At 53.7% G+C, this 14,715-nt stretch carries 14 protein-coding genes and 1 tRNA gene; 5 read left to right on the top strand and 10 right to left on the bottom strand.

Features of this window, described 5'->3' with window-relative positions; genetic code table 11:
• The first annotated feature begins 61 nt into the window (after positions 1-61).
• On the top strand, positions 62-1,150 hold the full coding sequence (locus G6R38_RS25530; RefSeq protein WP_166831634.1) for an alpha/beta hydrolase: 1,089 nt from the start codon (positions 62-64) through the stop codon (positions 1,148-1,150).
• Between the two features lie 197 nt (positions 1,151-1,347).
• Here the strand turns inward: G6R38_RS25530 and G6R38_RS25525 are convergent, their stop codons facing one another.
• From G6R38_RS25525 to G6R38_RS25510, 4 genes are all read right to left on the bottom strand, one after another.
• The gene (locus G6R38_RS25525; RefSeq protein WP_166831633.1) at positions 1,348-1,809 is read right to left on the bottom strand and encodes a nuclear transport factor 2 family protein; all 462 of its coding nucleotides are present in this window, start codon (positions 1,807-1,809) and stop codon (positions 1,348-1,350) included.
• Positions 1,810-1,948: 139 nt separating this feature from the next.
• Positions 1,949-2,854, bottom strand: coding sequence for an alpha/beta fold hydrolase (locus G6R38_RS25520; RefSeq protein ID WP_390881473.1), 906 nt, complete (start codon positions 2,852-2,854; stop codon positions 1,949-1,951).
• Positions 2,855-2,995: 141 nt separating this feature from the next.
• Complete coding sequence (locus G6R38_RS25515; protein ID WP_166831631.1) at positions 2,996-3,751, bottom strand: cysteine hydrolase; 756 nt, start codon at positions 3,749-3,751, stop codon at positions 2,996-2,998.
• Between the two features lie 86 nt (positions 3,752-3,837).
• The gene (locus tag G6R38_RS25510; RefSeq protein WP_166831630.1) at positions 3,838-4,425 is read right to left on the bottom strand and encodes a TetR/AcrR family transcriptional regulator; all 588 of its coding nucleotides are present in this window, start codon (positions 4,423-4,425) and stop codon (positions 3,838-3,840) included.
• Between the two features lie 452 nt (positions 4,426-4,877).
• Here G6R38_RS25510 and G6R38_RS25505 point away from each other — a divergent pair, with 452 nt between their 5' ends.
• The gene (locus tag G6R38_RS25505; RefSeq protein WP_206028726.1) at positions 4,878-5,588 is read left to right on the top strand and encodes an MOSC domain-containing protein; all 711 of its coding nucleotides are present in this window, start codon (positions 4,878-4,880) and stop codon (positions 5,586-5,588) included.
• 30 nt (positions 5,589-5,618) lie between these two features.
• Here the strand turns inward: G6R38_RS25505 and sugE are convergent, their stop codons facing one another.
• The 4 genes from sugE to G6R38_RS25485 form a co-directional block, all read right to left on the bottom strand.
• Entirely contained in the window at positions 5,619-5,936 is a 318-nt protein-coding gene (gene sugE, locus G6R38_RS25500) for a quaternary ammonium compound efflux SMR transporter SugE (protein WP_166831734.1), read from the bottom strand.
• A 260-nt stretch (positions 5,937-6,196) separates the two neighbouring features.
• Positions 6,197-6,270 (bottom strand) — tRNA-Met (locus G6R38_RS25495).
• A 102-nt stretch (positions 6,271-6,372) separates the two neighbouring features.
• Entirely contained in the window at positions 6,373-7,758 is a 1,386-nt protein-coding gene (gene asnS, locus G6R38_RS25490) for an asparagine--tRNA ligase (RefSeq protein WP_166831629.1), read from the bottom strand.
• Between the two features lie 163 nt (positions 7,759-7,921).
• Complete coding sequence (locus G6R38_RS25485) at positions 7,922-8,443, bottom strand: hypothetical protein (protein ID WP_166831628.1); 522 nt, start codon at positions 8,441-8,443, stop codon at positions 7,922-7,924.
• A gap of 164 nt (positions 8,444-8,607) precedes the next feature.
• Here G6R38_RS25485 and G6R38_RS25480 point away from each other — a divergent pair, with 164 nt between their 5' ends.
• Positions 8,608-9,564 carry a TIGR02996 domain-containing protein gene (locus tag G6R38_RS25480; RefSeq protein WP_166831627.1) on the top strand — a complete coding sequence of 319 codons (957 nt, stop codon included), beginning with the start codon at positions 8,608-8,610 and terminating at the stop codon, positions 9,562-9,564.
• Positions 9,565-9,627: 63 nt separating this feature from the next.
• On the opposite strand, the gene G6R38_RS25475 is transcribed toward G6R38_RS25480, so the two are convergent.
• Entirely contained in the window at positions 9,628-10,437 is an 810-nt protein-coding gene (locus G6R38_RS25475) for a hypothetical protein (RefSeq protein WP_166831626.1), read from the bottom strand.
• A 388-nt stretch (positions 10,438-10,825) separates the two neighbouring features.
• Between G6R38_RS25475 and G6R38_RS25470 the strand changes: the two genes are divergently transcribed.
• Complete coding sequence (locus G6R38_RS25470; protein WP_166831625.1) at positions 10,826-11,158, top strand: FHA domain-containing protein; 333 nt, start codon at positions 10,826-10,828, stop codon at positions 11,156-11,158.
• 141 nt (positions 11,159-11,299) lie between these two features.
• Here the strand turns inward: G6R38_RS25470 and G6R38_RS25465 are convergent, their stop codons facing one another.
• Positions 11,300-13,261 carry a molybdopterin biosynthesis protein gene (locus G6R38_RS25465; protein WP_166831624.1) on the bottom strand — a complete coding sequence of 654 codons (1,962 nt, stop codon included), beginning with the start codon at positions 13,259-13,261 and terminating at the stop codon, positions 11,300-11,302.
• Between the two features lie 281 nt (positions 13,262-13,542).
• Between G6R38_RS25465 and mtnA the strand changes: the two genes are divergently transcribed.
• Positions 13,543-14,628 carry an S-methyl-5-thioribose-1-phosphate isomerase gene (gene mtnA / locus G6R38_RS25460; protein ID WP_166831623.1) on the top strand — a complete coding sequence of 362 codons (1,086 nt, stop codon included), beginning with the start codon at positions 13,543-13,545 and terminating at the stop codon, positions 14,626-14,628.
• Positions 14,629-14,715 lie beyond the last annotated feature (87 nt).

Raw genomic sequence — 14,715 nt, 5'->3', positions numbered from 1 at the left:
GCATTCGCAGACACTCCCATCAATACTTTGGTAGACCAACTCTATGAATCGAACCATCTCAATGCGGCTCATCTTTCTCCTCGTGTCGACGACATCAGCGATCTCGGCTGCACCGCCGGTCCGACATTACGATGATCCGTCGGCTCCCGAATTCGAAGTCCTGAGCCCAGGTGAGTCTCCTCCGCTCAATGTCTATGGAAACTTTGTGATTGGGCCGAAGTACATTCCAGCACCCGAACGGAAGGCTGTCGCTGGCGTTCCACAGGGCACGGTTCAGCAGTTCAAAATCGACTCGAAAGAAACAAAGATCTATAACCCAGGAATCGCGCGGAGAAAGTTTGGGACTGTTGATCCGGAGAACCCGAAAACGTTGATCGTCGATACACACCCAATCGACTATCGACGGCAAATCACAGTCTATATCCCGGCACAGTACCAGCGTGACACGCCGGCGCCCTTTATGGTCGTTCATGACGGCCCCAAGGGACGCCCGAACATGACACTACCGCGAATCCTCGATAACCTCATTGCACAGAAGCGGATTCCGCCGATCATTCTGATCCAAATTGCCAACGGCGGGGGCGACGCTCAAGGTCATCAGCGGGGCAAAGAGTACGACAATATGTCTGGGCTTTTTGCTGAGTACATAGAAACAGAAGTCCTGCCAAGGGTTGAGAAAAATTGCAACGTCAAACTCACCAAAGATCCCGAAGGGCGTGCGGCCATGGGGTCGAGTTCAGGTGGGTCGGCAGCACTGATCATGGCCTGGTTTCGACCTGATCTGTATCGACGCGTGCTTACAACCTCGGGGACCTTTGTGAATCAAGCATGGCCTTTCGATCCGATGTACCCCGATGGGGCCTGGGGATTTCACAAAACTTTAATACCCAAAACTCCTAAAAAGCCGATTCGCATTTTCATTTCTGTTGGCGATCGGGATCTCCTGAATCCGAATGTCATGCGTGATGGAATGCACGATTGGGTCGAAGCGAACCATCGCATGGCGAAAGTTCTGAAAGACAAAGGATACGAATATCAGTATGTGTTTTGTCGCAATTCGGGACACGGTATCCGGAACGCGAAGGAACAGTTTCTCCCTCATGCGATCGAGTGGGTCTGGGCGGGCTATGGGAACAAAGCGATCAAGTGACTAGCTGCAAGTGATGATATAAGGATACGTCGTCACTGTGATTGCAGTCTCTTGACTGTGCTTCTCTGACTTCGGCATCCAGATCAACAACAAGTCATAGTGACAGGCCCAGCGCTTAGAGCCCTGGGCCTGTGTTGCGTTCCGCCATTGGGGACCATCCATGTGCGAAATGTTGCTATGGGCTGGCAGAGAACTCGTTACTGAATCGCTGGAATCCCCGGTTCTTCAGCAGGACGTGGACCTGGAGCGGGCCAATCGAATTTGCGTTCACTTTCTTGGATTGGACGGTCATTGATGCTGGCCTCACGGCGACGCATCAGACCATTGTCGTCAAACTCCCAAAGCTCATTTCCGTAGGCTCGAAACCATTGTCCTGCTTCGTTGTGGTATTCGTACTGGAAGCGAACAGCGATTCGATTTTCGGTAAAGCTCCAAAGAGACTTTGTGAGTCGATAATCGAGTTCATGATTCCATTTGGTCGTCAAGAACTCACGGATCGCATCACGTCCTTGAAGAAACTGACCACGGTTTCGCCACTCGGAGTTTTCCGAATAGGCGAGCGCGACCCGCTGCGGATCGCGACTGTTCCAAGCGTCTTCGGCTGCCCGAACTTTGGCCAACGCTGTTTCTTCAGTAAATGGGGGGCTTAGATTCGACATGATACTCTTTCTCGATTGGGCTACGGTGTTCTGTTTCTTGGTGGACTTAAATAGTCACTCCGTCTTTGGCTACCACATTTGACTGAAGTGGCTATGGTTAGACTGGTCTGTATATGTGTGGTGGAAAAAACTTGAGTTGTTATTTCCTCGATTGATTTTGGAGGAACGCTCGCATCAATCTGGCGATTTTCTCGCCGTCTTCCTCAAGGGCAAAGTGGCCGGTATCGAGTAGGTGGAACTGCAGGTTTTTCAGATCGCGTTTGTAGGGATACGCGCCTGCCGCTGGGAATATTTCATCATTCTTGCCCCACACGATCAGTGTCGGCGGCTGGAACCTGCGAAGGTATGCTTGCCACTTCGGGTACAGCGGCGGGTTGCTACCGTAACTATAGAATAGGGCCAACTGAATTTCTTGGTTACCGGGACGGTCCAAGAATGGTTGCACGTGTCCCCAGGTGTCAGGGCTAATCGTTTCAACGTTGCGGACGCCATGCGTGTATTGCCACTTCGTTGCGTCGAGTGTGAGGAAGGATCGCAGTTTGTCGCCTTGGACTGGAGTTCGGTTTTTCCAGTACGCTTTGATCGGCACCCAAAACTCGTTGTCGAGCCCTTCGTCATAAGCGTTCCCGTTCTGAATGATCAGCGATGTCACCCGCTCCGGATGTCTGACTGCCAGTCGAAAGCCGACGGGGGCTCCATAGTCCATTAAATAAATGGCATAGGTTGTTAGCTCGATCTTTACCGTGAATTCCTCGATCACTTTCGCGAGGTTGTCGAATGTGTACTCGAACTGATCCACCGTGGGAGCCGAGCTGTACCCGAAGCCGGGATAGTCGGGAGCCACGACATGATACTTGTCTGCCAACCTTGGTATGAGATTGCGAAACATGTGCGAGGATGTGGGGAATCCATGCAACAGCAAGACCGTCGGGGCATCCTTATCGCCCGCCTCCCGATAGAAAATCTCCAGCCCATCGACTTGGACTGTTCGATAATAGACTTGCGGAATTGTCGGTTCGGATGCGTCTAGATTTGCAGAAGTCATCCAGGGAATCATGCTCAGTAGAGTCAGCGTCACCTTGTAAGGCATTGTCATACTTTCGTCTCCTTGTAAGAAACCTGATTGAGAAGTTCAGCAGTTTGGTTCACTGTTCAAGTGTCTGCGACGATTTTTTGCAGAGTTCGTTCAAACTGTCTGGCAGACTTCAACCGGTTTCGAAAGATTCAACAACCGGTCGATGGCTTCCGTCGTGCTCCACACGTCACTTGCGAGGAAGCGGAAATTCGTGATCGCTGCGGCATATCCGTCGTAGCCGGGGATTTGAGCCGCCGCCGTTGCATCGCCAACGACTGCGACTTCAAAGCCTTGCTCCAACAGCTCTCGAAGATGGGATTCCACACACAGATTGGCGGACATGCCCGCGAGGATAACTTGAGTGATTCCCCGTTTTCGCAATTGCAAAACAAGATCATTGGATTCGGGGCCATAGACCTTGTGCGGGCTTGTGATGATGGTTTCTCCATCATTGATGTACGGTTTGTATTGCTTGAGCCAATCGGCTCCCGACCCGACGAAATTTGTTAGGTCAAGTGCGGCTGGCCGGTCAAACATGTGAATGTCGTGCATCAACTTCTCTAACGCACCTTCGAAGTGCCAACGGTGATCTTGCGGGTAGTAGTAATGAGGACTGATGACGAGCGGGACATCCATCTCCTTCGCTGCTGCGAATAACTGTCGAATGTTCTCAACCGTGTTGTTTTCGGTGACGTTCTCGCCAACAACTGACCAACTGACCCCGTCTGGGCTTAAGAAGTCGTTCTGCGGATCGGTGACGACAACGGCCACGTTCTCCTTTCGCAGACGCACTCCCGGACGGGGGATAGCGGCATCTGCTTTTCGGCCACTACCGTAGACGATGCTGTTTTCGGCGGCTTCATTCATAATTCACTCCGAACATGGGATTGTGAATATATACAGACAGGTCGGTATATATTCGGGCAAAAAAAATGAGAATGGGTTTCCTCTGGCTATTTTCGTTTCGCTCGAGCTACAAGCGCCATTGCTGTTTCTTTGGCAACATCGGCTGGATGTGATGACTGGTCCATGACTGCCTTGATGATCGCTCCTTCGACGAGTAACGCGATCGCCTCACTGGTCCGCTCTGCTGCTTTAGTCCCAGCGACTTCACTAATGATTGCTTTCACCATCGCATAGAAACGACGTTTATGTTCGACGGAAAATTGGGAAGCGGGATGCTCGGCGTCTGCCAACTCTACGGCAGCATTGATGAACGAGCAACCGCGAAAATTCTCGGCTTCAAACCACTCCTTGAGGGCGGCAAAAAATGCTTCCAATTTGTTCATTCCCTGATCAACATGGCGTGTCATGGAATTGACGAACATCTGGTCGACTTGCTCTTCACGGTACTGAAGCACCGCGAGAATAAGTTCGTCCTTTGAGGCGAAGTGGTTGTACAACGACATCTTAGCCACTGAGGCCTCGGCCACAATGCGGTCAATTCCGACGGCCCGCACGCCTTCGGCGTAAAACAACCGTTCGGCGGTTTCCAGAATGCGTTGTCGGGCGTCCGACTTCTTGCGACGTGTCTTGCTCATATCCAAAATATACAGACTTGTCTGTTTTGTGGCAAGCGAAAGTTGGCGATTATTGATCGATGAGCGAATTTGGCAAATGGCATGGTCGAAAAGGCTGCATTCGGTGTCAGTCTAGTGTTGTATCCGACCTGAATTGACATGTTCGCAATTTGCGATGAGCACGCCAACGAGCGTGCGGTGGAAGTTTTGAAACCCGTCAATACAGAGTGGTCGAACCACTAGTTTGTGGCCATCGTATGAAGTTAAGGGTGGTGCATGGCGGTGAACCGTTCCGCTATCACGTTGTTTTCACTGGTTGACGCATGACGGTTTCGAATCGATCATGAGAACACCCGCTTGAAATCCGTGCTCAGATTCGTTTGTCGGATCGACTGCGAACCAAACATGACAACAGGCCGTCAAGACGGAAAACCAAGCAAACTTGCGTCACTAGACACAATAGGAACTCAGCATTGAATCAACCGCTATTGGCCTCAATTCAGGTTGGCATGCCACGCGAGTATGGCGAAGAAGGAGCGGCCGATCCGATGGATCGCACTTGGACGACTGGTTTCTTTAAAGAGCCAGTGTCTGGCAGCGTCTGGCTGGGGAGAACGAACCTTGATGGTGATGGACAAGCTGATTTGGTTCACCATGGCGGACCAGACAAAGCCGTTCTCGCCTATTCCGCCGAGCATTACTCTGGTTGGCGAGAGTCGTTGGCCAAGCCGCGGCTTCCGTTCGGAGCGTTCGGCGAGAACATGACGATGGAGAGTTTGAGTGAAGCCGATGTGTGTATCGGGGACACGTGGCGAATTGGTGATACGGTGCTCGTGCAAGTCTCGCAGCCGCGTCAGCCATGTTGGAAACTAGCTCGTCGGTGGCGGATCAAAACTCTTGCTCTAAAAGTTCAACAGACGGGACGGACAGGGTGGTACTTTCGCGTGCTAACCGAAGGACACATCGCTGCGGGAAAGTCTGTGAGCCTTCAGGAACGGCCGTATCCCGAATGGACCGTTGAGCGAGCCAATCAGGTGATGCACATTGAGAAAACGGACATCGACGCTGCTTTGGAACTGGCGGCGATCCCTCTGCTCTCTCAAAACTGGCAGACGACGCTGATTCGAAGAGCGGAAAAGAAAGAACGTGACATCAACCAGCGGCTGATCGGTGAGAATGAGTGATTGCCGCTAGGCTACCGTTTCGTCGGAACGTTACGAGGCCGAAAACTTCAGCCCCGCGACACCCCCAACAATCATGAGCAAGCACACGACTCGCCAGAAAGTGACGGGGTCGCTGAAAAGAATGATGCCGAGAATCGCCGTGCCGACGGCGCCAATGCCAGTCCAAACGGCATAGCCCGTTCCGACCGGAATGGTCCGAACGGCCGACGCGAGACATGCCATGCTGATCACCATTGCGGTGATTGTCAGCACGCTTGGCCATAGTCGTGTGAAACCGTGGGCGTACTTCAAACCGATCGCCCATCCAATCTCGAAAAGAGCGGCGATAAAAAGTGTTCCCCAAGCCATAACGTGGTCTCGATCGGCATCAAGCTGAGCCAGTAGCGAGAAGAAACCAAAGTTCTCCCAGTTGCCCTTTGCCATGAAGCGGGTAAAGTGATTCCCGTGCACTGGAGTCTGGTTTCCCAACATCACTCGGTGCAAGAGAATGATAACTGCTGGATATCTACACCGCAGTTGAACTCACTGGCCATAAAAAAAAGCCCTCGATTAACGAGGGCTTCGGCAAAGTTGTGTGAGTTTGTGCAAAACGCAATAAACTCAAAAAGTGGCGGGGGCAGGATTCGAACCTGCGACCTCGAGGTTATGAGCCTCGCGAGCTACCGGGCTGCTCCACCCCGCGTCATTGGGAGAGGAAGTATATTCTGTGAAGACGCCGTTGGCAACCGATCGCTCTGCCGTTTTGGGAGAAAAATCGGGATTGATTCCACGGGGTCCAAATACACTAAAACTCGGCGTTTTTCGGGGTTCGTGGGAACGGAATTACGTCACGGATGTTCTGCATGCCAGTCAGCAAGAGAATCAGTCGCTCGAAGCCCAAACCGAACCCACTGTGGGGCACGCTGCCAAATTTGCGGAGTTCGAGGTACCACCAATACTCGTCGGGATTGAGATCTTGCTCTTTCATTCGATCGAGCAAAACATCGTAACGCTCTTCCCGCTGACTGCCGCCGATGATCTCACCGATCCTGGGAACAAGCACGTCCATCGCCCGTACGGTTTTGTTATCGTCATTGCACCGCATGTAGAACGGTTTGATCGTTCGGGGGTAATCAAACAGAATGATGGGTTGTTTGAAGTGTTGTTCCGTCAGAAAGCGTTCATGCTCGGATTGCAAATCCTGTCCCCAGCTGACGGGATATTCCCACTTCTTCCCACTCTGCTCGAGGATCTCGATCGCGTCTGTGTATGAGACACGGAGGAATTCGTTCTCCGTGATATTCTTCAGGGTTTCGAGCACCGTCTTGTCAATGCGGTCATTGAAGAACTGCATGTCGTCGGGGCATTTTTCGAGCACCATCTTGATGACCGACCGCACGAAGTCTTCCGCCAGTTGCATGTTCTGCGGAAGTTCGTAAAACGGCATCTCCGGTTCGATCATCCAGAACTCGGCCAAGTGCCGAGTGGTGTTGGAGTTTTCGGCTCGGAAAGTCGGGCCGAAGGTGTAACACTCCCCGACCGATGTGGCGTAGATTTCCGCTTCGAGTTGCCCGCTCACCGTCAATGACGCCCGTTTGCCGAAAAAATCCTCCGTGTAATCCAGGGATTTCGGTGGTTTGTCGTCGTGAAGCAGCGTGGTGACCTGGAACATCTCGCCGGCACCTTCGCAATCGCTCGTGGTGATGACCGGCGTGTGAACGTACAGAAATCCGCGTTCTTGGAAGAAATTGTGAATCGCCGCCGATGCCGCATTTCGAACGCGAGCAATGGCTCCGAATGTATTGGTGCGGGGACGGAGATGGGCGATTTCCCGCAAGAATTCGAAGCTGTGTCGCTTCTTCTGCAACGGATAGGATTCGACATCCGCTGTGCCGATGAGTTCCAGTGTGCTGGCGTGAACTTCGACGCGTTGTTTCTTTCCGGGAGATTCTTTGATCTCACCGGTGATTTTGATGCTCGACCCCGTGGTCACATTCTTGATTGTCTCGGCGTAGCCGGGCACGGAACTGTCGATGACCAATTGCAGATTGGCCATGCAACTTCCGTCGTTGAGTTCCACGAACGAGAAGCCGTCTTTGGAGTCGCGACGTGTGCGGACCCAGCCGCTGATCTCAACCGGTTCGCCCGGCTGGCCGTCGCTGAGGATACGAGAAACACGGGGGCGGTCCATCGGAATCGGCTCCTCGGGGAATTGAGCTGTCTGACTTCCGCCATCACATCCTTGCGGGTTTCTGAGGAAAATCCCTCACCGCATTGGGCTTCTGCGGAAATGAAAAGTGCTGGGTTATACGGTGATAACCCAGCCCGTCAATGAGATCATCCGGCACGAAAAATTACTCTTTGTGCTCCTCGTGGCCTTCATGATCGTCGTGGTCGTCATGCTCGTGAGCGAAGGTAACCGTTGTTGTTTCTTCGTCGAGGGTGACGTCCACGTGGCCTTTGAAATCTTCGATGGATTTCAATTCCGCTGGGACGGCATCGCCTTCGATCACCCAAGCGGTTTCAGCGTCATCGCCTTCGCCGAGGGTCTTCTTCGTGAGTGGGAAGCCTTCGCCTTCGTCTTCTTTGTGGGCGGTGAGGAACAGCACAACAGCGGATGGCTCAACGTCTGCAACGGTTTGGTCGTCGTGATCGAGAATGTAAACGGCGACTTGTTTTGGCTCTTTGCTCACGGTAACTTCAACCAGGTGTTCCGCTCCCATATGAGCCATGTGCCCATCATGGGGACCATGGGCTGCGTGGGCGGAATCCTCAACATGCGAGCCACCGGTTGGTTCGGAGAATTCGCTATCGTCCTTTTTGGAGCATCCCGCGAAGACTGCCAGAATCATAACGCTTAGAATCCAAGAACGCATTTTGCACTCCCTTTTGTATCAATCAAAAACGGCAATGAATGGGAAAGCCCGCGATCGCGGACGCCGACGTAACAACGTCACGATAGCCGTTCCCACTCCCGCGTCAAGGGTGTCGATTACGAACTGTGAGAATCGGAACCCCATTTCTTTTCGAGTGAAGCCCCATGAGTGATGATTGGACCTTCATCCAGGCGATCCGGGACGAACCGCAGGAGTTACTACCACGACTCATTTACGCGGATTTCTTGGAGGAACAAGGCGATCTGCGGGGCGAACTTATCCGTGTGCAATGTGAACTGACCACCTTGCCTCCCGGTGATGCCGCGCGTGCCGCTCTGTCGGATCGAGAACGTGAATTGCTTGAGATGCACGGCGAGGAATGGCTCGCTCCGCTTCGCGCATTGGGAGTGACTGGCGTCTCGGTCAAGTGTTTTGAACGCGGATTGATCGAGCGGGTTCGCATCTCCAGTGCGGACTTCATTCGCAACGGCCACGCATTGTGCGATCAGATGCCTGCGTTACGACGCGTGGAATTGCGGCATATCGCCGAGAATGCTCGCGAATTCGCGGAATATGTTCCGCCGCCACAGATTACGGAACTCGATCTGAGTGCCAATCACCTCACTGCGGAGGTCTTGACGGACTTGGCCAACACAAACATCTGGCGACAACTCGTTGCGTTAGATTTGTCCTTCAATCGATTGGGCCAAGCCGATGTCGTGAGCCAACTGCTTGAAATCGAATTGCCATCGCTCAATGAACTTTCGCTGGCGATCAATCAAATTCATGAGACGGAACTTCGGACGCTCTCGGCCTGGATTCTCTCTATGAGAGAAAATTTGACGGCATTGGATCTTAGCAACAATCCCATTGGCCAGGCGGCGTTCGCGTTCCTGGTATCGACTGGCGGCGTGGATCGGCTTGCGAAACTCAATGTTGCCTCGTGCCAATTGACATCGCTGTCGCCGTTAATCGAACGCGAGCGAGAACTGTCGTTGCAGGAACTCAATGCTCGGTCGAATCGAATGATGGAACTTGCCTGGAAGGAATGGCAAACGAGCGAACTCAGTGATCGAGTGGAGACCGTCGATGCCCGCAACGTCTACCGCCCGTCATATTAAAAGGGCTTGCGGTGATGTCGCAGGACGTGGTTGCGTTGACCGCTTTGAACACGCCGCCGAATACTACGATTTGCGTCGACGTTTTTTAGTCGATTGTGCCGGGGAGCTGTCGAGACTTTCCGCGGTCATTTCGTAGGTCGCCATCGCGCGGAGGATCGAGTCCAAGTCGGCATCGTCGGGGAGACGAAACGACTGGGTGGCTTGACTACTTCGTCCCGTTGCCTGACGACGTTTCCGTTGCTCCCCGGACTTTGAGTTAGCTCGAACTCCACTCCCGGATTTCCCCGCTTTCGAGGACCGAGCAGACGCCGACGAACCACCGGAGGATTTTCTTTTTTGCTCACGAACGGACGATGCAGAACCCGATTTCGATTTCGGTTTTCGGTGGTGCGAATCCGTCTTCGGAACCTCCGCGGTTTCCGCCAATTGGTTCTTTGCCTCCGGTTCCGAGTCCGCCAACGGCATGTAGTCGTTGGACGAGGAGGATGCCTTCTTTGGTTTCGGTTCGACGGGTAACGGATCGTCGTCGTCCGCGATCAGCGGAGCATCATCCGGAATGATGGTCGAGCTGGAACCCGCGGGGCGTTTTGCAGGCGGGGCTGATGACGATTGCGACGGCTGAGCCGGTTTCTCGGAAGGACCGCTGGTGTCGGAACCACCGAGAAGTTCGGAGATATCTGCGACCGGCGTCTGTTGCTCAGCTTTCCAATCCAAGTAGTCCTGGATTTGAATCCACGGGCCGTCATCTTCACGGACGGAATCCGTCTTCTGAACCTTCCCTGCCGTCAGTAACTCTTGAACTTGCTCAAAGCTGACTGGCCCGAAGATCCGGTCGTCGTGGCGGAGTTTAAGTTGCGGTTGTGAATCTGGCATTATGTTAAGCATTAATAAAATGACGGCCGCATCTGGGAACTAACGGCCGATTGATTTGCGGGCCCAATGTACAGTTTAAGCTTTCCCCACGAGGAATCGTGCAGAAAACGTTCGGATCTCCCCAGGAATGATTGATTGAAGTGGGATAATTAGGATTGCGAATGTTTCCGGATGGTTCCCACTTTTTGAGGTGTCGAGGTGAAGACTCCAAATTTTCTGAAATTAACGGTTGTTGATATCAGGGAAATTTCGTATCCTATTTCTCCCAACAACGTTTTTTGATATTGAATGGATCATTGCGACATTCAATTTTCTTAAAGAAAACGGATTTGAGCCTGCCGAGTTATCCCCACTCATCCTGCCAGCCAATTGGGTATTGAAACACGTCATGATCATGGATGTTTCACTGATTAGCCAGTTCTCGGACTACCCATCGATTTCATTTCAAGTCGATGATGTCCCGGTTGTCGTTGGCCGAAGTTCACATGCCAACGTGCAGGTGACGCACCCGCTTGTCAGCCGAATGCACTGTGAGTTGTGTTGTGTCGATGGTCGGTTATTTCTTAAAGACCTGGCATCCACAAACCAGACGATCGTCAACGGGCAGCCCGCCACGGAAACGGAAGTGTATCCGGGAGACGAGATTTTGATTGGTGGAGTTGCTTACCGAGTTAAGTTGGAACCCCAGGATGCCATGGCGGAATCGCTGGCAGTCCGCTAGGGGGATTAGCTACCGAGCAGCTTGCTATCGCTCCTCGTGGGTTATTCGTCAAGGTCAGGAAGCAACGGTTTGATCCTGTCCACCGAGTATCCGGATAACCGCCCCCCGGTCTAATTGAAGTTGACGGAAACTGGCGGGACGTTACGCATGAATTGGCGTGAATCCCATTCCTTCCAAGAATTTTTGCGTCTCGTCGGATGTCAACCGCTTGCGGAACTCTTGGATCACCGGCGAATCGAACCGGGATCGTGGGACAACGAAATCGTACTGTTCCTGGCGAACACGGATCGACTTTAGACCATAGTTTATTGCGACAGACTCGATCGCCACGCCCCAATCCGCTCGCCCTTGCTGAATTGCCGCCGCAACTGCGTTGTGCGAACGGGGTTGCATCGCATAACCCGAAGGCTTTTCCCCGTCGAGCAACTCATCAACCAGAATCCGAGTGCCGCTCCCTTGGTTGCGATTGACCATGCGGCAGTCGGGGGTCTTGATCGCCAATTCAATCGCTTGTGTTGGCGTGAGGCCATCGAAGCGTATGTCGTCGGATCGATAAACGATACACTGCCAACGTAAGTAACCAGGGATCAGAACGACGTTGTCGTCCAAAAAAGGCGTGTTGTATTCGCCGGTTGCGGCATCGAGCAAATGGAGACCCGCCAGATCGCAGTCGTTTTTTCGGGCAGCATTCAACCCGGCCTGACTACCGACGAAAATGGTTTTTGTTTGTCGGCCGGACAGGTTCATCTGACTCAGAATCTGGTCCAGACCAACACAGTGACTCCCAACAAACACGAGATCGGCCGCATTGTTGCCACCGGCTAACTTCGTGACCATAACTTTGGAATTCTCGGCTATCTGTTCGGTATGTTGATCGATCGTCAGGAAACCATCCGCCAAGCTAAACGTCGTGACAGACCCGCTTCCTTTGCCCATCGGGTACGCACTGAGTCCATCGGGGGAATTTACGAGACCGACCAGCAGGAACTCGGTCCGTCCCCGTTGCGAATTCACACGAACTGGTAGTCGAGCCGTCACGGTTTCGGTGGCTTGGGAACTGAGTCCCGCCAATTGCCGGATGATTGGGGCGACGAATTCGTGGAAGGTGAAGATCGCCGATGTGGGGAAGCCCGGCAGAATGACGACGGGTTTTTTCTCCGTCGCTGCCAAACAGATTGGCTTTCCAGGTTTCAATGCGACGCCATGAGCGACAATTCCCGGATCGGTCACGCGACGGGTGACGACCTGGTACGACAAGTCGCCAGCACCCTTTGATGTTCCGCCGGACAACAACACGACATCGCATTGAAGTGCTTCGTCGAGTGCCTTTTCCAGAGCGGTTTCCTCATCGGGGACGACGCCCAAGGGCACTGGTTCGCCACCAAGTTCTTGCACGGCGGCGGCGAGCATGAACAAGTTGGAATCGTAAACCTTTCCTGCCGGTCGAAGTCCGCCGGGAGGCACAATTTCGTCGCCCGTCGAGAGAATGGCCACGGTCGGCCTGCGATAGACGGCAATCTTCGACAATCCGATCGCCGCCAGTACGCCGACTTCCCGTGACGAAAGGACCTGCCCGACACGCAAGACCGTCTCGCCGAGAGCAATGTCACTCCCGGCGAACGACACGTTCTGCCCCGCTGAGACCGCACGTGTGATACTCAGTTGCGGGGGATCGGTTGTTTCATCGACGTCGGTGTCTTCGATCATTACAACGGCGTCGGCTCCGCGTGGCAGCATCCCGCCGGTGGCAATTGGCGTTGCGGTTCCGGGAGAGACATAACCTTCCGGTTCGATGCCCGGCGAAATCACTTCGAGATTGAGATTTGCAATTCGCGGTTCTTCTTCCATGGCCCCGAACGTATCCGACGCCTGGACCGCGAATCCGTCGACATTCGAGCGGTCGAACCCTGGAACATCAATCTGCGAGGCCACATCCTCCGCCAGCACTCGCGTGACCGCTTCCGACAGCGGAACAGTCTCGACACCCAACGGTTGCGTGTTGATGGCTTCACGAAAGCGACGCGTCGCCTCATCTCGGCTGACCACGTCCAGAAACTGGCTCTGACGAGCAGCTGCCAACGAGCGACGAGAATCCGCGGACATACGTGAATCGGCCTTCTTTGCGAGAAAAACGGTGCGTTCGGGATCATCATAACAGGTTCGCGTCGGGCTGTCTTACAGACGGTGAATCAAAGTCGTGGACACGAGCAAGAATCGATGAAGTTCGTGCAAACTTGACCCATTCCCTAATGTTTCGATCCACGGTTTGTTACATAGGAAGAACATGCCTTCGTGGCGTATTCGTCGAAATGGCAACCGAACGAAAGCCGTTCGCGGCGAACATCCATCATGTGCTATCGACCACTTCATTTTGAGCTTTTTCTATGTCCGTACCGCATCCATCATCGACATCTGCCGAAACACCCACTCCAACACTTCGCTGGGAGGGCGATCACACGGGCCGACTCTGGATGATTGATCAAACCCTGTTGCCAACCGAGTTGAAAGAGATTGAACTCGGATCGGTAGAGGCCGTTTGGGAGGCCATTAAAGCCTTGCGCGTTCGTGGTGCACCTGCGATTGGGGTCGCGGCGGCTTATGGTGTCGTCATCGGGTTGCAGGCAGTGGCAGACGCCCCCCGTGAGCAGTTTGATGCCAAATTGAAAGAGACGGTGGACTACCTGGCCACAAGCCGACCAACCGCCGTCAACTTGTTCTGGGCCCTCGAGCGGATGTCGCAATTTGCGGCGGATCGTCCAGAGGAAGCCTCAACGAAGTTGTTACCGAAATTGCTGGAAGAAGCTCGACGTATTGAACTTGAAGACCGCGAGATGTGCGCGGCGATCGGCCGACACGGTGCGGAATTGCTCGCGGACGGTTCCGGCGTGCTCACGCATTGTAACGCGGGTGGATTGGCGACGGCGGGCGATGGGACGGCGTTGTCAGTCATCTTTGCGGCCGCAGCGAGCGGCAAGCAACTTCAGGTCTATGCCGACGAAACGCGACCACTGCTCCAGGGGGCTCGGCTGACATCCTGGGAACTGATGCAACGCAACGTGCCCGTCACCGTCATTTGTGATTCCATGGCTGGTTGGGTCATGAAAGAGGGACGGGTCCAGGCCGTTGTCACCGGAGCGGACCGCATCGCAGGCAATGGAGACGCCGCCAACAAGATCGGCACGTACTCTGTGGCTCTGTTGGCGAAGGAACATGGCATTCCCTTCTACGTTGCCGCTCCGTCGAGCACATTTGACTTGTCATTGTCCTCCGGAGAAGAAATTCCGATCGAAGAACGTGACCCTCTGGAAATCACGAACGGAATGGGACGTCAGACAGCTCCCGATGGGGCACACGTCTACAATCCGGCCTTCGATGTGACGCCGGCCAAATACATCGCAGCGATTATCACCGAACGCGGGTTGATTCGTCCGGTGAACGAGCAAAACGTTCGTGAGCATCTTGCCGACTAATGCCGTTGGATCATCGTGGTCCGCTTGCGAGGCGACTGTGACACGATAGAATCGGCAAACGGATCCACACGACGTATTGCCCTTCAA

The sequence above is a fragment of the Thalassoroseus pseudoceratinae genome (genome assembly GCF_011634775.1).
GTDB classification, from domain to species: domain Bacteria; phylum Planctomycetota; class Planctomycetia; order Planctomycetales; family Planctomycetaceae; genus Thalassoroseus; species Thalassoroseus pseudoceratinae.
This window is presented reverse-complemented; position numbering and strand designations above follow the sequence as displayed.